A 19,904-nucleotide genomic window follows, 5' to 3' on the forward strand; every position below is an offset into this window, starting at 1 on the left:
ATCGCCGTGAAAACCCGTTGAGTTATCACCGGCGTGGGCTGCGTATATTACGCTTTTCGCCCGCAGAGTCAAGCGTTTATTTTCGCTTTCTCTGCCTGACTGGGCGACGTATCGGTCGTTGTTCCCGGTCAGTGGAGGCGCATTATAGGGACTTCTCGCGACGTGACAAGCCCTAATTTCAAAAAAATGAGCCAACCGAATAACTTTTCAGCAGCGGCGCCGGTTTTGCCGCTTATATGCTCAGTTCCCGCAGAGTCTCAAAGCCCATCTGACGCAATACTGGCAGCAGGGCCGCTGTCTGTGCGTCACACTGCGTCGCATAGGCAACATTACGCATATCTTTCCCTGGCAGCGTTACCTGATTGGCGATCAGCCAGGCAACCCGGCGGGCGATCGCCGCGCCGGAGTCCACCAAACGCGTACCGGCGGGCAATACCTGCGCCAGCTCATCGCGCAGCAGCGGGAAATGGGTACATCCCAAGACCACGGTGTCCGGTGGCTCGGCCATCGTCAGCCAGGGCCGCAAAATCGTTCTCAGCCGCTGCAGATCCAGCGCCTCACCGTGCAGCTTAGCCTCCGCCAGCTCGACCAGCTCCGCCGATCCCAACATCTTTATCTGGCAGTCTGTCGCAAAGCGGGCGATCAGCTCATGGGTATAGGCCCGCTGCACCGTCGCGCGGGTCGCCAGCAACCCCACAACGCCGTTGCGGGTTAGCTTGGCCGCCGGCTTAATCGCGGGAACCACCCCCACAACGGGAAACGGAAAGCGCGCGCGCAGCGCAGGCAGCACGATGGTACTGGCGGTATTACAGGCGACGACCATCGCCGATAGGGTATGGCGCTGATGCAGCGACGCCACGATGCGCAGCACGCGATCCGTGATAAACGCAGCCTCTTTCTCGCCGTAGGGGAATCCCTGATTGTCAAAGGCATAGATATAGTGGAGATCCGGTAGTAACGCGCGGATCTCCTGATAGACAGAAAGCCCACCGACACCGGAGTCAAACACCAGCACGGTAGGCTTGGCAGTGGCTACATCATCAGAAGGTGTAGCTACCGGAGAGATAATATTCCCGTCCTGCGGTTTGGTAGCCATAAGCGGTTTGATAATTTTTATCCAACAGATTACCAATTCTACCACGAACCGTGAGCTGGGATGTAACCGGATAAGAGGCCGAAATGTCTACCGTACTGTAGCTGGGCAGCTTACCGCCTGGCGCGCTTTTATCGCTACGACGGCCGAAATACTGATAGGCCAGATCCATCTCGAGATCCCAAAGGTTCCAATCCAACTGGTACTTACCCTGATGACGGGAGCGACGTGGCAGCAGGTCACCGGTTTTATCATCCCGAGGATCAAGATATTGCAGAGTCACGCGATGGCTCAGTGCCCAGGTATCCACGCTGCCGACCCACTCGACGCCTTTGATGGTCGCTGCGTCAATATTACTGTACTGCCCGTGCAGGGTGATCGGATCGCTGAAGTAGGTGATCAGGTTGCGAACCTGATTACGGTAGGCCGACAGCTGCCAGTCCAGTGGACCGCTCAGGCCGCTCAGCCCCAGCTCCCACTGGCGCGACTCCTCCGGGCGCAGGTTGGGGTTGCTTTGGATATTCATACGATCGGCGCCAAACTGCTGCCCCAGCGATGGTGCCAAAAAGCCAGTGCCGTAAGAGAGCGTCGCACGGTAGCCGGGGATAAACTCCCAGCCAGCGGCGCTCTGCCAGGTACCGTGCCAGCCAAACTGCTGATCGTTATCGGCCCGACCGGAGGCCTCTAGCGTCACTGCGCCCATGCGCTTCTGGCCGCTCAGGTAGAGCCCGCCGTCATAGCGCTGATAGCGCTGCGTCCGCGTGCTATCGGACGAGGTGAGACGCTGCTGCTGCCAATCGGCTCCGGCGCTGATCATGCCGCTGTCAAAACGGTAGGTATTGCCCCACTGCAGGTTGTACTGCTGTAGATCATCCAGGGAGCTGCCGGTGCCAAAGCGACCATAGACAGCGCCGTAGTTGTAATCCTTGATCTTTTGATAAGCAGCGATCAGCTGAGACGCATAGGCGCCGGCGTGATAGCGCAGTCCCATATCGTAGCTGTGGTTGTACAGCTGACGCTGGGTACCGCTGCTATCGCTGCCGTACTTCCCCGCATCATAGTCAGAGGCTTCGCTATAGCCATGGCCGCGGACAAAGCCAGACCAGGCCTCCGAGAAACGGTGCTCTACCCCGCCCCACAGCACTTTATTACGAAACCCGTCCCGATCGCCGTCCGGCCCATAGGGCGAGTCAGGCTGAACATTAAAGCCGCGGGTCGCCTGAAAAGAGCCTGCCAACGATAGGGTCGTATTCCCCAGCTGTTGACGCACCCCGGCATCATACTGCTGGTAATTATTGGTACCGGTACCCACGCTCAGCTGCGCACCAGGCTCGGCGCCCAGGGTAATAATATTGATAACGCCGCCGATGGCACCGGAGCCATAGACCGCCGAACGCGGCCCGCGGATATATTCGATACGCTGCACCATGGCGAGCGGGATCTGATTCAGCGCTGCCACGTTGGTGATGCCGGGGCGGGCCATGGGGATCCCATCGACCAGAATCAGCGCCTGGCGCGCCTCTGTACCGCGCAGGTACAGCGAAGAGCTCTGCCCCAAACCACCGTTCTGGACGATATCGACCCCGGGCAGGCGACGCATGACCTCGTCTAGACTCTTGGACTGCCAGCGATCGATATCATCACGGGTCACAATGTCCATCGGTGCCAGTACCGTCGACACCGGCTGTGCAAAGCGACTGGCCGTCACTACCATCTCACTCTGCGCCGCCTGCACCCCGGCTGACACAGACGCCGCCACCGGAAGCAGCGCGATAACCATATGTTTCTTATTCATTATAATTGCCTTCTCTCTCCACCCAAGATAACGGGCCAACTCCCTGCTGCCTCGCACAAAAAACGGGATATTCTACCCAGCGCATCGACGTAGGGATACCCTGACACGTGTACTGAGTGGCTCTCATAACGGGAGAATGAAGGGAAAAAGAAAGGTGATTAGAAGATTATTCTCAGTTCATTAAAACTGGACCCAGTTTTAACTAAAATAGCCGCTTCGCACACATGTTTATGTGTGCAAAAAATGCGCCGTCGGCAGGGGAAACGGAGGCCGACGGCGCAACGGAGAGTAAAATGAAACACCTAGCGCCTCATATCGCGAAGCGCTCTCTAAAACAACGTTATTGGGCTGCCGGCGTCCAGGCAGACAGATTGGCGTCGCGGATCTTCAGCTTTTCAGCCGCAGACTGCTTCCAGTACGCCTTCGCCATTCCGCCTTCCCAATCACCGTAAGAGGGGTTGGGCAGAATGATAAACTGCGTGCCAAACTTCTGATGATTTTCGGCCACGAAGTCTTTACGCACCGTATTGTCCTGGTGGTAAGTCGCCCCGGTAAAGTCATTCAGGTTATCCCCGACATACAGCACCGGGAAATACCCCATCTCGGTCACACGTTTAAAACGCGCGACTTTATTGCTACCGCTGCTGTCTTTCAGCAGCAGGTTCTCAGCGCTAACATCCGGGAATCCCTGCGCCTTCAGATCGGCCAGCGTGCTGCTCAGCCCCTGCTGCGAGCGATTGGAGATGTAAAAGACTCGGCCTCCGTGGTCTAGGACAAAGCGGGCAAAGGAGACCGCACCCGGTAATGCCTTAGCCTGACGGGCCTCAACCCACTTATCCCAGTCCGCCTCGCTGAAGCTGCGTGACTGCTTGATCTGCCAGGCGGCATAAGGCGTGTTATCGACCATGGTTTCATCGATATCGACAATCACGGCCTTCTTACTGCCTTTAGGCGCGGGATTGTTGAGAAAGGCCGTTTTAGCAACGTTAAATGCCTGCCAGGTCAGCGCCTGATACTCGCCTGACTGCTGCATCCAATTCACGGCCAGCGTTGCCTGCGATGACAGCTGCTGCTGCGCGCTCTGCGGGTGGGTGGCACAGCCGGCCAATACCATCACCGCCGCGGCCAGACTCAGTTTTAGCGTATGTTTCATCAATGCCTTCTTGTCTATTGACGCGATCAATACTGGGAATTTACGATGACTTTTTCACCAAATGCCCCGTTCTTCGGCATCGGCTTATTGGTGGAGTTCAGCGGGCGCAGCACCCGGATCCCTTCAGCGCCAGCCTTGCGGGCGTCCTGAATATCATTGTCAGAATCACCGTAGAAGATGGTGATATGGTGCTTCTGCATATATTCAACTTTGGCATCTTGCTTGGTTCCGGCGAAAATAACTTTATTCAGCTGATTATCCGGAATTTTGAAATCGTCTTTCAGCGTCTGAGTCAAATCCTCTTTGCCATTAGACGGCATCGGACGACCAGTGATAAAATAGACATGGTCACCGCGTTTTAAATGCAGTTCCATCAGCGCATGACCAGAATCTTTAGGGATCGAGAAGCGATCCCAACCGCTGCTGCTGACTTCATCCCAAAACTTCTGGTTTTTCAAAAACGCGTTGCTGTCAGGTGAAAATTTTTGTTTCCCATAGAAAAACGCAGGGCTAGAAAATAGCAGTGTATCGTCGATATCAAAGCCAACGCTAATCGGTGCCTTCCCTTTGAGGCTTTCAGCGACCTGCTCAATAGAGATCCAGTGAATCGGATATTGCTGCGTTAACTGTGTCAGCGTAGCGCCCAGGTTCGGCTGTGCGGCTGTCTCAGTGGCAAAGGAAGCAGGAGAGGAAATCAGACCCGCAGTAGCAAGGACTAATGCAATCAGTGATTTTTTTGTGGTTATAAACATAGCGATAATCTCTTAATTTCGCATGGAGGGAGTCCAATTTGTATATATAAAACTATATCGACTCAAACAGCGTGATTAATGTGATCATGATCTATGTTTAAAGACATTCATGTTACAAATAGACGCAAATACGTGACATTCATCACAAAAAACTATCGGTCATTTGTATAATCATAAAAAAAGCAACGCCGTTGCTCTTATTTTTAATAACGTCTAATAATTATCAGCAGGAATCAATGATGAATAAAATCCGCTCGCTTGTGGCCCTGTCCACCATAGGCTGCATAGGTATTTTTCCGCTCATTTCGCATGCAGCAGAGATTTACAACCAGAACGGCAATCGCGTTTATTTAGATGGTTCTTTTAAGGTAAGACACTATTTCTCTCAAGATAAATATATTGCAGGAGACCAATCAAAGGTAAAATTCACTCTGCGTGGTGAAACTAAAATCAATGATCTTATGATTGGCTATGCACGCTGGGAATACAATGTAAAATTAAACCAACCGGAAAGTGCTGGCAGTACGAAAAACACAACGCGTATAGGATATGCCGGCGTAGGGTTCGGACAATACGGAAGCTTCGATTATGGCCGGAACTACGGGATCCTGAACGATATTAATGGTTGGACCGGGGCGCCTATTCCTGTCTTCGGCGGTGTGTCTTATGACGGCGTCGATAACTTTATGACCTACCGTACCAATAACGTCGCCACGTATCGTAACCGTAATATTTTTAACCTGGTTGACGGCTTGGATTTTGGCCTACAGGTCCAGGGTAAAAACGACGGCTGGAACGACCCGGAAAATCAGACGGGGCCGCTCAGCAGTAACCCTCGCGGCGTCGCGCACCAGAACGGCAATGGGGTTGGGACCTCGCTGGTCTACCGCTTCGAGAACGGTCTCAGCGTCGGTGGCGCATACGCTAACTCAGCGCGTACGCTGGAGCAGCGTCAGGATGATCTGGGTAAACGGGCGGATGGCTGGAACGTTGGCGCCCGCTATGACAACCATAATGTCTATCTGGCTGCCATCTATGGTGAAGTCAAGAATATGCACTACATTGGCAAACAGGATGGATTTGCGCCGAAGGCGCGTGGCTATGAACTGTTGGCCCAGTATCAGTTCGACTGCGGTCTGAAACCCTCTATTGCCTATCTCAACGGGACGGCAAAAGACCTCAAGGGTAACGCAGGCAGTAACCAAACCTATGTAAAATTCATCGATTTGGCGACGACCTACTCCTTTAACAAGAATCTGGCGCTCATCTTTGAATATAAGATCAACCTGCTGGATGACAACACCTTCACGCGAAATAACGGTATCAGCACCGACGATGTATTTGTCACCATGCTGAACTATAAGTTCTAATATTTTCGCCTGCCGGGATCGCCTAACGCTAATGGCGGTCCCCTCTTCAATTGATATCCTCTGCTTTATGGAAAAAAAGAAAACAGAGCTAATTAATAGCTACAAGATACTTTCCCTGCTAAAGAAAAACACGGATTATTACTTTACGATCACCGATATAACCCACTTCACTGGAATCAGCCGCTATAGAACTGAACATATCCTATCCGAATTTGAAACCATGGCACTGGTCAGCAAACGCGTTGAGCATTTCGGCGCCAGCTGCCGCTATTATTACAAGGGCACGCTGAGCGAAGAGTAACGCACGTGGGACTGGACATCATACGTCCATCGCCTACAATCGCATCCTTTGGGATACCTATCGCGGACCAAAACGCAGTCAGGCCGATGGCCATCTGCTCGACCGTTGACTGCCCGTCCCGCCGACGCCCCGTGCGGCGGGATGAACTGAACATACCTGCCGTAACTTCCCCGTGCCGATGAGAACCGATATGACGCCAAGCATGCTGCCAACCGAACACTATGACGACCAGCTCAGTGAAAAAATCCACCGTCTGGAGCAAATGATGCAGCCGTTCGGCGCTCCTGCGGTACAGGCATTCCGCTCTCCGGCTAGCCATTACCGCATGCGTGCCGAGTTCCGGATCTGGCACGATGGCGATGACCTCTACCATATTATGTTTGATCCCCAGAGCAAACAGCGTATCCGAGTGGATCGGTTCCCGGCCGCCAGCGAGCTGATCAACCGCCTGATGCCGCTGCTGCTCGACGCTCTGCGCCCCAACCCAACCCTACGCCATAAACTATTTCAGATAGACTACCTGTCCACCCGCAGCGGGCAGATCATCGTCTCTCTGCTGTATCACCGCGCGCTGGATGATGCCTGGAAGCAAGCCGCAGAGGCTCTGCGCGATGCGCTACGCGGCCAAGGGTTCGCTATCCAGCTGATCGGACGGGCCAGTAAGACCAAGATCTGCCTGGACCAAGACTGGGTCGATGAGGTATTGCCGGTCGCGGGACGCCAGATGATCTATCGCCAGGTCGAAAACAGCTTCACCCAGCCCAACGCGGCCATCAATATTCAGATGCTGGAGTGGGCGCTGGACGCCACGCGCGGCGCTGTAGGGGATTTACTGGAGCTGTACTGCGGCAACGGCAACTTCTCGCTGGCGCTGGCGCGCAACTTTCGTCGGGTACTGGCCACCGAGATAGCCAAACCGTCCGTCGCGGCGGCGCAGTACAATATTTCCGCCAATCAGATAGATAACGTGCAAATTATTCGGATGTCGGCCGAGGAGTTTACTCAGGCCATGCAGGGCGTTCGGGCGTTTAACCGCCTGCAGGGCATCGACCTGCACAGCTATGAGTGCAATACCATCTTCGTCGATCCCCCACGCAGCGGTCTGGATACAGACACCCTGAGCATGGTGCAGGGATATCAGAACATCCTGTACATCTCCTGCAATCCACTGACGCTATGCGATAATCTTCACACGCTTACCCAAAGCCATCGGATCACGCGCCTGGCGCTGTTCGATCAATTTCCCTATACCCACCATATGGAGTGCGGGGTACTGCTGGAACGGCGCTGATCCCTAAAAAAACGGGCAGCTCTCTGGCTGCCCGAGGCGGTGGTGCGACTCAACGATGTCTCTCATCGTTATCATCGTCGTCGTCATCGGCCTCATCCCGCGCCTGCGCAGCGCGACCGCGCTGCCTTTTAATCCGTACGCCGATCCACAGCACCAGCGCCACACACAGTAAAGAGGGCAGAAAGTTGGAGCCAATGGCGGGATATTCAACGCGGATCAGCGTGCTGTAAAACAGGAGGCCGAGCAGAAAACAGGAGGATGAGAGCATCGGCATGCCTTCCGGCATGGCGACGTGAAGATAACGCTGGTGTAAACAATAGGCTGACAGCACGAGGGCGATCAGCGGAAAAACGGAAAACGGCACGACGCTGCTGAACAGCGCAGAAAACGATCCGCTGATGGATAATCCTGCCACGGCTGACAGGACCAGCGTTCCGATATCAAGACGATGTTTACGCATCTCCTCCCCTATGACTTTTGATGGTGTCCGCCGTCGATGGCCGACGCGGCGACCTGCGCAAGGTGCGCTTTCTCCTGTTCGCGACGATACCAGTAGTACACGCCTTTGGAAATCATCCGCAGCTGCAGCACCAGGCGCTCCTCTAGCTGACGGCGTTGCTCACTGTCGATATCCAACGCCTCGGCGCCCGCGCTGAACACAATGGTGACCATCGCCTCGGCCTGCGCTTCTGTAAAACTGCGCGGCATGTGATTTTCGATTTCCAGATAGTCGGCAAGTTCCGCAATAAAATGCTGAATTTCACGCTGTACCGCGGCGCGAAAGGCCGCCGAGGTGCCCGAACGCTCACGCAGCAGCAAACGAAACGCATTGGGATTATTACCAATAAACTCCATGAAGGTCGCGACCGAGGTACGGATCACGCTACCGCCCTTCGCGATACGCTGGCGCGCCTGACGCATCAGCTGACGCAGCATCAGGCCGCTTTCGTCCACCATGGTGAGCCCCAGCTCATCCACATCGCGAAAATGGCGATAAAACGACGTGGGCGCGATCCCCGCCTCGCGCGAAACCTCTCGCAGGCTCAGGCTGGCGAAGCTGCGCTCGGCGCTGAGCTGATTAAATGCCGCCTCAATCAGTGAACGGCGAGTCCGTTCCTTTTGCTGTGCCCTGACGCCCATATTCTATCCGTTATTCTCTTCATGTTCGGCTTTACGGCCGGCGCCTTTATTGGCTATCACCGCGTCACTATACCAAACTTAGCCCGATCCCGCTGAATTAACCATCATGGCAGCAAATGGCGTTATATTACGTAATTATCTGCCAATCATAACTATTTTCCATATAAATAATAAGGATGATTGGGCTGCACAGCATTTCATGTTAATATAGCGTTGTGGTTTTGTATAAAAAAGGCCTACTCTAACATGCAACAGCATTTCCATTTTGACGCCATCGTTATTGGTTCAGGACCCGGGGGTGAAGGTGCCGCCATGGGACTGGTTAAACAGGGGGCGCGGGTTGCCGTCATCGAACGACAATTCAGCGTCGGCGGCGGATGTACCCACTGGGGAACCATCCCCTCGAAAGCCCTCCGCCACGCCGTCAGCCGCATTATCGAATTTAACCAAAACCCGCTCTACAGTGATAATACCCGCCTCATCAGCGCAACCTTTCCCGATATCCTGCGTCACGCCGACAGCGTAATTAATCAACAAACCCGAATGCGCCAGGGCTTCTATGAACGCAATCACTGCCAGCTGTTTTACGGCGAAGCCCGTTTTGTCGATCCCCATACGCTGAGCGTGACCTACCCGGACGGCAGCAGCGATACCCTAACGGCCGATAACATTGTTATCGCCTGCGGCTCCCGCCCTTACCACCCGCAGGATGTCGACTTTAGCCATCCCCGAATTTATGACAGCGACTCTATCCTTAATCTGCACCATGAGCCCAGCCACATCATCATCTATGGCGCCGGCGTTATCGGCTGTGAGTATGCCTCTATCTTCCGCGGCCTTAACGTTAAGGTCGATCTGATTAATACGCGCGATAGGCTGCTCTCTTTCCTGGATCAGGAGATGTCGGACTCGCTCTCTTACCACTTCTGGAATAACGGCGTAGTGATCCGCCACAACGAAGAGTTTGAGCAGATTGAGGGGCTGGAGGACGGCGTTATCGTTCACCTACGCTCCGGGAAAAAGGTCAAGGCAGACTGCCTGCTGTTTGCCAACGGTCGCACCGGGAATACCGACGGGCTGTGTCTTGAGGCGGTCGGCCTAGAGGCAGACAAGCGCGGTCAGCTGAAGGTCAACGCCCGCTATCAGACCGCAGTGCCGCATATTTACGCCGTCGGAGATGTCATCGGCTACCCCAGCCTGGCCTCTGCCGCATATGACCAAGGGCGCATCGCCGCGCAGGTCATCACCCGCGGGGAAGCCCATACACACCTCATCGAAGATATTCCAACCGGGATCTACACCATTCCGGAGATCAGCTCCGTCGGAAAAACCGAGCAGGAGCTGACCGCGATGAAAATTCCGTATGAAGTGGGTCGCTCGCAGTTCAAACATCTGGCCCGGGCGCAGATTGCTGGAATGAACGTCGGAGGGCTGAAGATCCTGTTCCACCGCGAAACCAAGCAGATCCTGGGAATCCACTGCTTTGGCGAGCGCGCCGCAGAGATCATTCATATCGGGCAGGCGATCATGGAGCAGAAGGGGGAAGGCAATACTATCGAATACTTCGTCAATACCACCTTCAACTACCCCACGATGGCAGAAGCCTACCGCGTGGCGGCGCTTAACGGCCTAAACCGCCTGTTTTAACGCCTCTCGCTGGATCATAACCTGCTGCATATGCTCGCGGATAGCCTCCGCGAGCTGCTCATAGCGGGCGCGCAGCGGCGAACCGGGACGATAGACCAGAGCAATGGTTCGCTTAGGCTCCGGCTTATAGCAAGGCAGGTAACAGACGCCGTCGCGCTGGCGCTGGGAAGGTACAGCCAGATCGGGCAACAGCGTAATCCCGCTGCCAGCCGCGACCATGTTGCGCAGGGTCTCCAGGCTGGTCGCCCGGAAGTGAGTGTCTTCATCGGCGCCGGCCTCAAAGCAAAAGCCCATCGCCTGATCGCGCAGACAGTGCCCATCTTCCAGCATTAAAAGATGCTCCCCCGCCAGCTCCGGCATCGCGATACGCTCTTTTTCCGCCCAGGGATGATCGCTATACACCGCCAGCGTCATCGGCTCATCAAACAGCGGGATCTCAATGAACGCCTCCGTCTCCTTCACCAACGCCAGAATGGCGCAGTCCAGCTTTCCGCTGTCCAACTGGGCCAGCAGCTGCGCGGTCTGCGCTTCATGCAGGTACATCTCCAGCTTGGGGAATGCCTGGTGCAGCATCGGTACGATCTGCGGCAGCAGATAGGGACCAACGGTGGGGATCAGCCCAATATGCAGCGGGCCGGACATCGCCTCACCCTGCTGGCTGGCCATCTCCTTGAGCACTTTCACCTCGCGCAGCACCGTACGCGCCTGCTCCACAAGCAATAGGCCCGCCTGGGTAAACAGAACCTTACGGCTGGTGCGCTCCAGTAGCATCACCCCCAGCTCATCCTCTAGCTTGCGGATCTGCCCGCTCAGGGTGGGCTGGCTGACATGGCACGAATCCGCCGCCCGACGGAAGTGACGGTGCTCCGCCAGCGCCACCAGATATTCTAAATCCCGGATATTCATGTTTTTCTCCCGCAAGCGATAGTAAATATCGATGAATAAGATAGCAATGAACGATTAGAACTATCAAGTGAGAGCCACAATAATAAATCCTAAATAAAGGTCCCATCGCAAATTTCGCATCAGATCAGAAAGGAAGGTTGTATTACATGTTTAGCAGTCAAGAAGGCAGAAACGTTCCACCGGTTACCTTTCATACCCGCCAAGGGGATAAATGGCTCGATGTCACCAGCGACGCGCTGTTCCGCGACAAAACCGTCATCGTCTTTTCACTGCCGGGTGCCTTCACGCCGACTTGCTCTTCTAGCCACTTGCCACGCTACAACGAACTGGCGCCGATATTCCACCAGCACGGTGTGGACAGCATTCTGTGTGTATCGGTAAACGACACCTTCGTTATGAATGCCTGGAAAAACGATCAAAAAGCCGAACATATCACCTTTATTCCAGACGGAAATGGTGAGTTCACCCGTGGGATGAACATGCTGGTCGAAAAAGCGGAGCTGGGCTTTGGGCCGCGCTCCTGGCGTTACTCGATGCTGGTACGCAACGGCGTGGTCGAGAAGATGTTTGTCGAGCCGAACCTGCCGGGCGACCCGTTCCAGGTTTCCGATGCCGATACCATGCTGAAATACCTCGCGCCGGAGCACAAGCTGCAGGCCTCGGTTTCCCTGTTTACCAAACCCGGCTGCCCCTACTGCGCCAAGGCCAAACAGATGCTGCAGGATCGCGGCATCCAGTATGAAGAGATCATCCTGGGTAAAGACGCGACCACCGTCAGCCTGCGCGCCATCAGCGGCCGAGCGACGGTGCCTCAGGTTTACATCGGCGGCCAGCATATCGGCGGCAGCGATGATTTGGAGCACTACCTGCAATCGGCTTAACAACAATAGGGCCACCCATGGCCCATCAAAGCCAACGTATTGGCGGGCTTGTCCCGCCTTTTTTTTCGGTATTCCAGGAATCATGCAATGAAAGAATTACACGTCGACGTTGCCGTGATCGGTGGCGGCACCGCCGGTCTGGGCGCCTATCGCGCGGCCAAACGCCATACCCCCAGCGTAGTGATGATTGAAGGCGGTCCCTTTGGCACCACCTGCGCCCGCGTGGGCTGCATGCCCTCTAAGCTGCTGATCGCCGCGGCCGAATCCGTGCATCAGATCGCCCGCGCACCCGCCTTCGGTATCCACCCCCAGGGTGAGGTCCGCATTGACGGTCGAGAGGTGATGGACCGCGTGAAGCGCGAACGCGATCGCTTCGTCGGCTTCGTCATGGAGGGCGTCGACAGCATTCCCGCGGATGACAAAATCCTTGGCTATGCCCGCTTTCTGGACGATCACACCCTGCAGGTTGCTGAACATACCCGTATCCATGCCAAACGCATCGTCATCGCCAGCGGCTCACGCCCGGTATGGCCTGCCGCTTGGGATGCTCTGGGCGATCGCCTGATCGTCAACGACGATCTGTTCGCCTGGGATACGCTGCCGCGCGCCGTTGCCGTCTTCGGCCCCGGCGTCATCGGCCTTGAACTGGGGCAAGCCCTGCACCGGCTCGGTGTCGAGGTCAAGGTCTTCGGCGTCGGCGGCGCCGTCGGGCCGCTGACGGATGCCGAGGTCCGCCGCTATGCCGCGGATAAACTGGGCGCAGAGTTTTATCTCGATCCCGACGCACAGGTAGAGATCCTACAGCGTGAGGGGGAGCAGGTCTTCATTCGCTATCGCGATCTGGATGGTCAGACGCAGGATATCCTGGTGGACTACGTTCTGGCCGCCACCGGCCGGCGTCCCAACGTCGACCGCCTGGGGCTGGAAAACACCACCCTACAGCGAGATGCCCGCGGCGTACCGCTGGCGGATCGCCTGACGATGCAGACCAACGTCGAGCATATCTTTATTGCCGGCGACGCCAGCAACCAGCTGCCGCTGCTGCACGAGGCCAGCGATCAGGCGCGCATTGCCGGTGAGAACGCCGGTCGCTATCCCCACATAGCCCCGGGACTGCGCCGCAGCCCCCTCTCGGTGGTCTTTTCCGACCCACAGATCGCGATGGTGGGATCCACCTTCCGCGAGCTGAATGAGAAATATGGCGCCTGCGGCTGCTTCGCCGTCGGGGAGGTCTCATTTGAAAACCAGGGACGATCCCGCGTCATGCTGCGCAACCTGGGCCTGCTGCATGTCTATGCTGAGCAGGGAAGCGGCCGCTTCCTCGGCGCAGAGATGATCGGGCCGGACGCCGAGCACCTTGCCCACCTGCTCTCTTGGGCCCATCAACAGCAGATGACCGTAGACCAGATGCTGGATATGCCGTTTTACCATCCGGTCATCGAGGAAGGGGTGCGTACCGCCCTACGCGATCTGCAAAGCAAACTGCGTTTGGGCAGCGACGAAATCGAGCGCTGCCTGCGCTGTCCGGGGGATTAATCCCGCCCGCGCCGGCGCGCTGCGCATCAGAGAATGTTACCCAGCCGCCGCTGGGCATCATCAATCGCCTGTGCGACCTGCTGCGGCGCTACGCCGCCGCGGGCGCTGCGTTTTACCAGACAGGAGTCCAGCGCCAGCAGCGGATAGACATCGGCGCCGATCGCCGGGCTGAATGACTGCAGCGTCTCCAGCGGCAGCGCCTCCAGCGGTTTACCCTGCGCCAACGCGGCCACGACCGCCTCTCCGACAATATGATGCGCCTCCCTAAACGGGATCCCTTTGGCCACCAGATAATCCGCCAGCTCCGTGGCATTCGCGTATCCCTGCTGCGCCGCTTCGGCACAGCGCGGGCGCCTCACCGCCAATCCATCCAGCGCCAGCGCCGCCATCTGTAAACAGTCCAGCCAGGTGTCCAGGGCATCAAACAGCCCCTCTTTGTCTTCCTGCATATCCTTATTGTAGGCCAGCGGAAGCCCTTTTAACGTCATCAGCATGCCGCTGAGCGCCCCCTGCACCCGTCCACACTTACCGCGGATCAGCTCCAGCGCATCCGGGTTCTTTTTCTGCGGCATCAGCGACGATCCGGAGGTGACCCGCTCCGATAGCTCGATAAAGCCGGCTTCTCCGCTGTTAAAGAAGATCAGATCCTCGGCGAAGCGCGACAGATGCACCATGCCGATGGCGGCCGCCGACAGCAGCTCCAGGACATGATCGCGATCGGACACGCTGTCCAGGCTGTTACGGGTTGCGGCAGAGAACCCCAGCCAGTCGGCCAGCCGATCGCGATCGATAGGATAGGCGGTACCGGCCAGTGCGCCGCTGCCCAGCGGGCTGGTATTCAGACGCCGCAGGGCATCATCCAGTCGGCTCTCATCACGGGCCAGCATCTCGACATAGGCCAGACACCAATGGGCAAAGGTGATCGGCTGCGCCCGCTGCAAATGGGTATAGCCGGGCATCACCGCATCCTGATTCTGGCGGGCGCAATCCGTCAGCGCCTGCTGCAGCGCTATCAGCGCCTGGCGCAGCATCTCGCCCTGCGCCTTGCACCATAGCTTCAGATCGGTCGCCACCTGATCGTTGCGGCTGCGCCCGGTATGCAGCTTTTTACCCAGGTCGCCGACCCGCCTAATCAGCTGCTGCTCCACCCAGCTGTGAATATCCTCCGCATCGCTGTCCAGAATAGCGTGGGGATCGGCGCGGACCTCCTCCAACAGCGCCGCGAGCGCCTGCGCCAGCTGCTGCTGCTCCTGTACCGTCAGTACGCCGACGGTCACCAGCGCCCGGGACCAGGCGACGGACCCGATGATATCCTGCTCCGCCAGCCGATAGTCAAAGCGCAGGGAATCATTAAACTGTTTAAAACGACGATCTGCCGCCTGGGAAAAACGCCCGCCCCAAAGTGCCATAGTGACTGCTCCGTACTCAGAATAAAATGATCGGCGGGCCGCAGCGCGGCCCGCGTTCTGCCCTGTGCGTACTACTGCTTTGCGCTGTTCAGCGCACGAATGCGCGAAGAGAGGGAGAACAGGCGAATAAAGCCGCCGGCGTGGCTGTGATCGTACACATCATCCTCACCAAAGGTGGCGAAAGCTTCGTTATACAGACTGTTGGCCGACGTCTTCTGAATGGCGGTAGCCTGCCCTTTATACAGCTTAATCACCACCTCGCCGCTCACCGCCTCGGCCAACGCATCGGCCGCCGCCTGCAGCGACTGACGCAGCGGCGCGAACCAGCGGCCGTCGTACACGACGTAGGACATCTCCTGGCCCAGCTTCTCACGCCACTGGAAGCTGTCGCGATCCAGTACGAGCTGCTCCACGCCGCGCAGCGCCGCCATCATGATGGTGCCCCCCGGCGTCTCATAGCAGCCGCGCGATTTAATGCCCACCAGGCGGTTTTCGACGATATCAATACGCCCTACGCCGTGGCGGGCGCCCAGCGCATTCAGCGCCTGCAGGCAGCCAAAGGGCGTCATCGCCACCCCGTTGACCGAAACGACCTCACCCTTCTCCACGCCCACGGTCACCAGCTCTGGCTGATCCGGTGCCTCCTCGGGAGCACAGGTCCACACCCAGCAGTCTTGGTTAGCCGGGCTCCACGGGCTCTCCAGTACGCCCCCCTCGGTAGAGATATGCCAGGCGTTGGCGTCACGGCTGTAGATCTTCTCCAGCGTTGCGGTGGTGGGGATATCGCGCCCCTTCAGATAGTCGAGCAGCGCCTCACGCGAACGCAGATCCCACTCACGCCACGGCGCCACGACCTGCAGCTGCGGCGCCAGCGCGGTATAGGTGGTTTCAAAGCGCACCTGATCGTTGCCTTTCCCGGTCGCGCCGTGGCACAGGGCGTCGGCCCCCAGCGTCAGCGCCAGCTCAACCTGCGCCTTCGCGATCAGCGGGCGGGCCATCGACGTCCCCAGCAGATAGCTGCCCTCATAGAGCGCGCCGCTCTTCAGCACCGGATAGACGTAATCTTTGATAAAGGTTTCGCGCAGATCCACGACATAGCAGGAGGTGGCGCCAGAGCGGAGCGCCTTCTGCTCGATGCCCACCAGATCTTCACGCTCCTGGCCGATGTCCGCCACAAAGGCGATAACCTCACAGTCGCCGTAGTTTTCCTTAAGCCATGGAATGATGGCGGAGGTATCCAGGCCGCCGGAGTAGGCCAGAACGATTTTGCTGATGCTTTGGGTTGCCATACGGGTTTCCTTATTCTTAACCGAATCGTGTCGTTGTGTTATGCATGAATACGCGTGCCGACGGCTTCGCCGTTAAACAGCGCCGGCAGCTTTTCGGCGTGACGCCAACCGGCGATATCCACCGGGCGCCCCAGCGTCCGTGCGGCTTCCAAGGCCGCATTCACCTTTACCACCATCCCATCGGTGATGATGCCCTGCTCGATCAGGCGCTGCGCCTTCTGCGCCGTCATCTCCGCAATGCGCTGTCCCTTACCATCGAGGATGCCGCTGACGTCAGACAGCATCAGCAGATCCGCGCCCAGGGTCGCCGCCAGCGCCGTCGCCGCCTGGTCGGCATTAACATTCAATAACATCCCGTCAGCGTTGATGCCGATGGAGCTGACGATCGGCAGAAAGTCCGCCGCCAGCAGCTGACGCAGCAGCCTCGGCGATCCCGGCTGCGCCTGGCCAACGTGCCCCAGAGACGCATCCAACTGACTCACCTGCACCGCCCCGCCGTCGGCCAGCGACAGGCCGATCGCCGCCAACCCGTGCGCAATAGCACAGGCCTGTAGCGTCTTGTTCGCCGTCCCCGCCAGCGCACCGCTGATGATGCCTATCTGGTCGGCCGGCGTGACTCGCAGACCCTGCCGCTTCACCACCGGCAGCTGCAGGCGCGCCATCAGCTCATCCACCAGACACCCGCCGCCGTGTACGATGACGATCGGACGGCGATCGTGATGTCGGTAGGCCAGCAGCGCCTGAAATAAACGCTCCATCGCCTGTGGGTTATCGAGTAATACGCCGCCGAGTTTGATGATTAACGGATCCATAGCTGCCTCTGTCTGTCCGGGATAGATAGTTAAAGAAGAGCGCACGTCTCATGAAAGCCAAAGCGCAGGTTCATACACTGCACCGCCTGGGCCGCCGCCCCTTTCAGCAGATTGTCCTCTGCGGCAACCACGATCAGATGCTGCCCCTGCAGGGAGAAGCCGATGTCGCAAAACGGCGTACCCGCCACCGCGCCGATGGACGGCAGCGTTCCCTGACACAGGCGGATCAAAGGCTTATCTTGGTAGGCCCGATAAAAAGCCGTCGCCACCTCGGCCGCATCCACGCCGCGTTTTACCCGCAGATGGATCGTCTCCAGTATGCCGCGAGGAAAATTGCCTAAGTGGGGGGTAAAAATCACCGGAATGCCCAGATGCGTGGCGATCTCCGGCTGATGACGATGAGTAAACAGCCCATAGGGCTGCAGGCTCACCTCGCAAAAGCTGCTGCCGAGGCTGGCCTTACGCCCGGCGCCGCTAACGCCGCTGACGGCGTTGATAACCGGCCACTGCGCCGTATCGATAAGCCCAGCATCCAGCAGCGGTTTTAACGCCAGCAGCGCCGCCGTTGGGTAGCACCCCGGCAACGCGATCAGCTGCGCCGCGCGCAGCGCCACGCCCTGCCACTCCGCCAAACCATATACGGCCTGCTCAAGCCACTCTGAGTGTTGATGCGTAAAGCCGTAATACTGCGGGTAGACCTTGCTGCAGCGGAGCCGATAGGCGCCGGAGAGATCGAACACGGTGCACCCGGCCGCCAGAAACTTAGGCGCCAGAAGATGGCTAACCGCATGATCGGTCGCCAGAAAGACCACATCGGCCAGATCGGTCAGCGCCGCACTGTCGTCGCTGGCAATCAACGGGAGATCGACCACCCCTTTCAGCCGCGGGTGAATATCTGACAACAATTTTCCGCCATCAACGCTTTGCGCAGACACGGTCAAACCCGCTATGGTGATGTGGGGATGGCGCTGCAGATAAGCGGCGAGCTCAGCACCGGTATAGCCGCTGGCGCCAACGATTAACCCATTTAACGGCCTCTGAATACTGGACATCGCTGCGATCGCTCCTCTTGGTTAACCGTGGATACCGGCCGTGCGCTGAGATGCCTCAGCCCCTGACCACACATCCAGTTAGCCCCACCGCTGCTGCCAATACTCGGGCGTCCCTGTCTGTTCCATTTGATGATGCTTTATTGTATTTTTATTCATAATTATTGCATGAATATTGATACTATCCAAACTTGAGGCTGTCAACCATGAATACGCAATTACCCTCATTTATCGCGTTGTACCGTGCGCTGATCGCAACCCCCTCCATCAGCGCCAACGACGGCGCACTGGATCAGAGCAATGAACGGTTAATCACGCTGCTGGCAGGATGGCTGAGCGATCTCGGGCTGCGTGTTGAGGTACAGCCAATACCTAAGACACGGAATAAATTCAATTTATTGGCGAGCTATGGCGAGGGATCCGGCGGACTGATGCTGGCGGGGCACACCGATACGGTCCCCTTTGACGAGGGACGCTGGACCCGAGATCCCTTCACCCTCAGCGAACAAGATAATCGCCTGTACGGTCTTGGCACCGCAGACATGAAAGGATTCTTCGCTTTTATCATCGATACCCTACGCGATATCGAACTGCATAAACTGAATAAACCGCTCTACATTTTGGCGACGGCGGATGAGGAGACCTCGATGGCGGGCGCGCGCTATTTTGCCGCCAGCACCGCGCTACGCCCCGACTGCTGCATCATCGGCGAGCCCACCTCCCTTAAGCCGATCCGGGCCCATAAAGGCCATCTCTCCGAGGCCATCCGCATCACCGGTCAGTCAGGACACTCCAGCGATCCGGCGCGCGGCGTTAACGCGATTGAGATCATGCACGATGCCATCGGCCACCTGCTCACCCTGCGCAATACGCTGCAGCAGCGTTACCACAATCCGGCCTTTAATATCCCTTACCCCACCATGAACCTAGGGCATATCCACGGGGGCGATGCGGCCAACCGCATCTGCGCCTGCTGCGAACTGCACCTGGATATGCGCCCGCTGCCGGGAATGACGCTGAACGATCTCAGCGAGCTGCTGAACCAGGCGCTGGCGCCCATCGCGACGCAGTGGCCGGGACGTCTGCGTATTGAGCACCTGCATCCGCCGATCCCCGGCTATGAATGTCCGCGCCACGCGCCGCTGGTACAGGCAATAGAACAACTCTTGGGGGAACGAGCAGAGGTCGTCAACTACTGTACCGAGGCGCCGTTCCTGCAAGAGATCTGCCCAACGCTGGTACTCGGCCCAGGCTCCATTGAGCAGGCGCACCAGCCGGATGAGTATCTGTCCACCGACTTTATTGTGCCGACGCGCACCCTGCTGACGCAGATAATCCACCATTTTTGTCAGCGCTGATCGCGGCAGGCGCCGCCCTGGGCAAACGATGACGCGGCGGCGTTTGCAATGTAACTGTTATCAGTTAGACCTCTTCAGGTCATTGCGTAATTAAATTTCAGTTAACAGCGCTAAATTGTGTG

Annotated in this window: 18 protein-coding genes; 7 read left to right on the forward strand and 11 right to left on the reverse strand. The window is 57.4% G+C overall.

What is annotated here, in order from left to right:
* Positions 1 to 232 precede the first annotated feature (232 nt).
* The 4 genes from murI to aphA form a co-directional block, all read right to left on the reverse strand.
* The gene (gene murI / locus BRD58_RS00005) at positions 233 to 1,096 is read right to left on the reverse strand and encodes a glutamate racemase (protein WP_034168310.1); all 864 of its coding nucleotides are present in this window, start codon (positions 1,094 to 1,096) and stop codon (positions 233 to 235) included.
* A complete protein-coding gene (gene btuB / locus BRD58_RS00010; RefSeq protein ID WP_012850261.1) occupies positions 1,041 to 2,888 on the reverse strand; it encodes a TonB-dependent vitamin B12 receptor BtuB in 1,848 nt (615 codons plus the stop codon). The genes murI and btuB overlap by 56 nt, the downstream gene beginning before the upstream one ends.
* A 340-nt stretch (positions 2,889 to 3,228) precedes the next feature.
* A complete protein-coding gene (locus BRD58_RS00015; RefSeq protein ID WP_015462559.1) occupies positions 3,229 to 4,041 on the reverse strand; it encodes a 5'-nucleotidase, lipoprotein e(P4) family in 813 nt (270 codons plus the stop codon).
* Positions 4,042 to 4,067: 26 nt separating this feature from the next.
* Entirely contained in the window at positions 4,068 to 4,793 is a 726-nt protein-coding gene (gene aphA, locus BRD58_RS00020) for an acid phosphatase AphA (RefSeq protein WP_069579546.1), read from the reverse strand.
* A 236-nt stretch (positions 4,794 to 5,029) separates the two neighbouring features.
* On the opposite strand from aphA, the gene BRD58_RS00025 reads away from it, so the two are divergent.
* The 3 genes from BRD58_RS00025 to trmA all read left to right on the forward strand — a co-directional run bounded on the left by BRD58_RS00025 (position 5,030) and on the right by trmA (position 7,755).
* Positions 5,030 to 6,163: a porin gene (locus BRD58_RS00025; protein ID WP_012850264.1), complete on the forward strand. Its 1,134-nt coding sequence runs from the start codon at positions 5,030 to 5,032 to the stop codon at positions 6,161 to 6,163.
* Between the two features lie 31 nt (positions 6,164 to 6,194).
* Positions 6,195 to 6,464, forward strand: coding sequence for a hypothetical protein (locus BRD58_RS00030; protein WP_012850265.1), 270 nt, complete (start codon positions 6,195 to 6,197; stop codon positions 6,462 to 6,464).
* Positions 6,465 to 6,654: 190 nt separating this feature from the next.
* Positions 6,655 to 7,755 (forward strand): tRNA (uridine(54)-C5)-methyltransferase TrmA, encoded by a 1,101-nt coding sequence (gene trmA / locus BRD58_RS00035; protein WP_012850266.1) that lies wholly within the window; start codon positions 6,655 to 6,657, stop codon positions 7,753 to 7,755.
* A gap of 49 nt (positions 7,756 to 7,804) precedes the next feature.
* Here trmA and BRD58_RS00040 read toward each other — a convergent pair whose 3' ends face one another.
* Entirely contained in the window at positions 7,805 to 8,215 is a 411-nt protein-coding gene (locus BRD58_RS00040; protein ID WP_012850267.1) for a YijD family membrane protein, read from the reverse strand.
* Positions 8,216 to 8,223: 8 nt separating this feature from the next.
* Entirely contained in the window at positions 8,224 to 8,895 is a 672-nt protein-coding gene (gene fabR / locus BRD58_RS00045) for an HTH-type transcriptional repressor FabR (RefSeq protein ID WP_012850268.1), read from the reverse strand.
* A gap of 225 nt (positions 8,896 to 9,120) precedes the next feature.
* Here fabR and sthA point away from each other — a divergent pair, with 225 nt between their 5' ends.
* Positions 9,121 to 10,542, forward strand: a complete 1,422-nt coding sequence (sthA, locus tag BRD58_RS00050; protein WP_257788778.1) for a Si-specific NAD(P)(+) transhydrogenase — start codon at positions 9,121 to 9,123, stop codon at positions 10,540 to 10,542.
* On the opposite strand, the gene oxyR is transcribed toward sthA, so the two are convergent.
* The gene (gene oxyR, locus BRD58_RS00055) at positions 10,525 to 11,448 is read right to left on the reverse strand and encodes a DNA-binding transcriptional regulator OxyR (protein ID WP_012850270.1); all 924 of its coding nucleotides are present in this window, start codon (positions 11,446 to 11,448) and stop codon (positions 10,525 to 10,527) included. The genes sthA and oxyR overlap by 18 nt on opposite strands.
* 146 nt (positions 11,449 to 11,594) lie before the next feature.
* Here oxyR and BRD58_RS00060 point away from each other — a divergent pair, with 146 nt between their 5' ends.
* Positions 11,595 to 12,329 carry a glutathione peroxidase gene (locus BRD58_RS00060; RefSeq protein ID WP_069579548.1) on the forward strand — a complete coding sequence of 245 codons (735 nt, stop codon included), beginning with the start codon at positions 11,595 to 11,597 and terminating at the stop codon, positions 12,327 to 12,329.
* Between the two features lie 87 nt (positions 12,330 to 12,416).
* Positions 12,417 to 13,865: a dihydrolipoyl dehydrogenase gene (locus BRD58_RS00065; RefSeq protein WP_034168311.1), complete on the forward strand. Its 1,449-nt coding sequence runs from the start codon at positions 12,417 to 12,419 to the stop codon at positions 13,863 to 13,865.
* A 26-nt stretch (positions 13,866 to 13,891) separates the two neighbouring features.
* Here the strand turns inward: BRD58_RS00065 and argH are convergent, their stop codons facing one another.
* The 4 genes from argH to argC form a co-directional block, all read right to left on the reverse strand.
* Entirely contained in the window at positions 13,892 to 15,274 is a 1,383-nt protein-coding gene (gene argH, locus BRD58_RS00070) for an argininosuccinate lyase (RefSeq protein ID WP_069579550.1), read from the reverse strand.
* A 71-nt stretch (positions 15,275 to 15,345) separates the two neighbouring features.
* Complete coding sequence (locus BRD58_RS00075) at positions 15,346 to 16,563, reverse strand: argininosuccinate synthase (RefSeq protein WP_012850274.1); 1,218 nt, start codon at positions 16,561 to 16,563, stop codon at positions 15,346 to 15,348.
* 38 nt (positions 16,564 to 16,601) lie between these two features.
* Entirely contained in the window at positions 16,602 to 17,375 is a 774-nt protein-coding gene (argB, locus tag BRD58_RS00080; RefSeq protein ID WP_034168312.1) for an acetylglutamate kinase, read from the reverse strand.
* 29 nt (positions 17,376 to 17,404) lie between these two features.
* The gene (gene argC / locus BRD58_RS00085) at positions 17,405 to 18,427 is read right to left on the reverse strand and encodes an N-acetyl-gamma-glutamyl-phosphate reductase (protein WP_069579551.1); all 1,023 of its coding nucleotides are present in this window, start codon (positions 18,425 to 18,427) and stop codon (positions 17,405 to 17,407) included.
* A gap of 203 nt (positions 18,428 to 18,630) precedes the next feature.
* Between argC and argE the strand changes: the two genes are divergently transcribed.
* Positions 18,631 to 19,782: an acetylornithine deacetylase gene (argE, locus tag BRD58_RS00090; protein WP_073381351.1), complete on the forward strand. Its 1,152-nt coding sequence runs from the start codon at positions 18,631 to 18,633 to the stop codon at positions 19,780 to 19,782.
* The last annotated feature ends 122 nt before the right edge of the window (positions 19,783 to 19,904 follow it).

Source organism: Edwardsiella piscicida (genome assembly GCF_001896205.1).
GTDB lineage: Bacteria > Pseudomonadota > Gammaproteobacteria > Enterobacterales > Enterobacteriaceae > Edwardsiella > Edwardsiella piscicida.

Bases quoted from the DNA above. Each gene is read 5' to 3' on its own strand.
- murI (WP_034168310.1), bottom strand. From the start codon at position 1,096: ATGGCTACCAAACCGCAGGACGGGAATATTATCTCTCCGGTAGCTACA.
- btuB (WP_012850261.1), bottom strand. From the start codon at position 2,888: ATGAATAAGAAACATATGGTTATCGCGCTGCTTCCGGTGGCGGCGTCT.
- BRD58_RS00015 (WP_015462559.1), bottom strand. From the start codon at position 4,041: ATGAAACATACGCTAAAACTGAGTCTGGCCGCGGCGGTGATGGTATTG.
- aphA (WP_069579546.1), bottom strand. From the start codon at position 4,793: ATGTTTATAACCACAAAAAAATCACTGATTGCATTAGTCCTTGCTACT.
- BRD58_RS00025 (WP_012850264.1), top strand. From the start codon at position 5,030: ATGATGAATAAAATCCGCTCGCTTGTGGCCCTGTCCACCATAGGCTGC.
- BRD58_RS00030 (WP_012850265.1), top strand. From the start codon at position 6,195: ATGGCGGTCCCCTCTTCAATTGATATCCTCTGCTTTATGGAAAAAAAG.
- trmA (WP_012850266.1), top strand. From the start codon at position 6,655: ATGACGCCAAGCATGCTGCCAACCGAACACTATGACGACCAGCTCAGT.
- BRD58_RS00040 (WP_012850267.1), bottom strand. From the start codon at position 8,215: ATGCGTAAACATCGTCTTGATATCGGAACGCTGGTCCTGTCAGCCGTG.
- fabR (WP_012850268.1), bottom strand. From the start codon at position 8,895: ATGGGCGTCAGGGCACAGCAAAAGGAACGGACTCGCCGTTCACTGATT.
- oxyR (WP_012850270.1), bottom strand. From the start codon at position 11,448: ATGAATATCCGGGATTTAGAATATCTGGTGGCGCTGGCGGAGCACCGT.
- BRD58_RS00060 (WP_069579548.1), top strand. From the start codon at position 11,595: ATGTTTAGCAGTCAAGAAGGCAGAAACGTTCCACCGGTTACCTTTCAT.
- BRD58_RS00065 (WP_034168311.1), top strand. From the start codon at position 12,417: ATGAAAGAATTACACGTCGACGTTGCCGTGATCGGTGGCGGCACCGCC.
- argH (WP_069579550.1), bottom strand. From the start codon at position 15,274: ATGGCACTTTGGGGCGGGCGTTTTTCCCAGGCGGCAGATCGTCGTTTT.
- BRD58_RS00075 (WP_012850274.1), bottom strand. From the start codon at position 16,563: ATGGCAACCCAAAGCATCAGCAAAATCGTTCTGGCCTACTCCGGCGGC.
- argB (WP_034168312.1), bottom strand. From the start codon at position 17,375: ATGGATCCGTTAATCATCAAACTCGGCGGCGTATTACTCGATAACCCA.
- argC (WP_069579551.1), bottom strand. From the start codon at position 18,427: ATGTCCAGTATTCAGAGGCCGTTAAATGGGTTAATCGTTGGCGCCAGC.
- argE (WP_073381351.1), top strand. From the start codon at position 18,631: ATGAATACGCAATTACCCTCATTTATCGCGTTGTACCGTGCGCTGATC.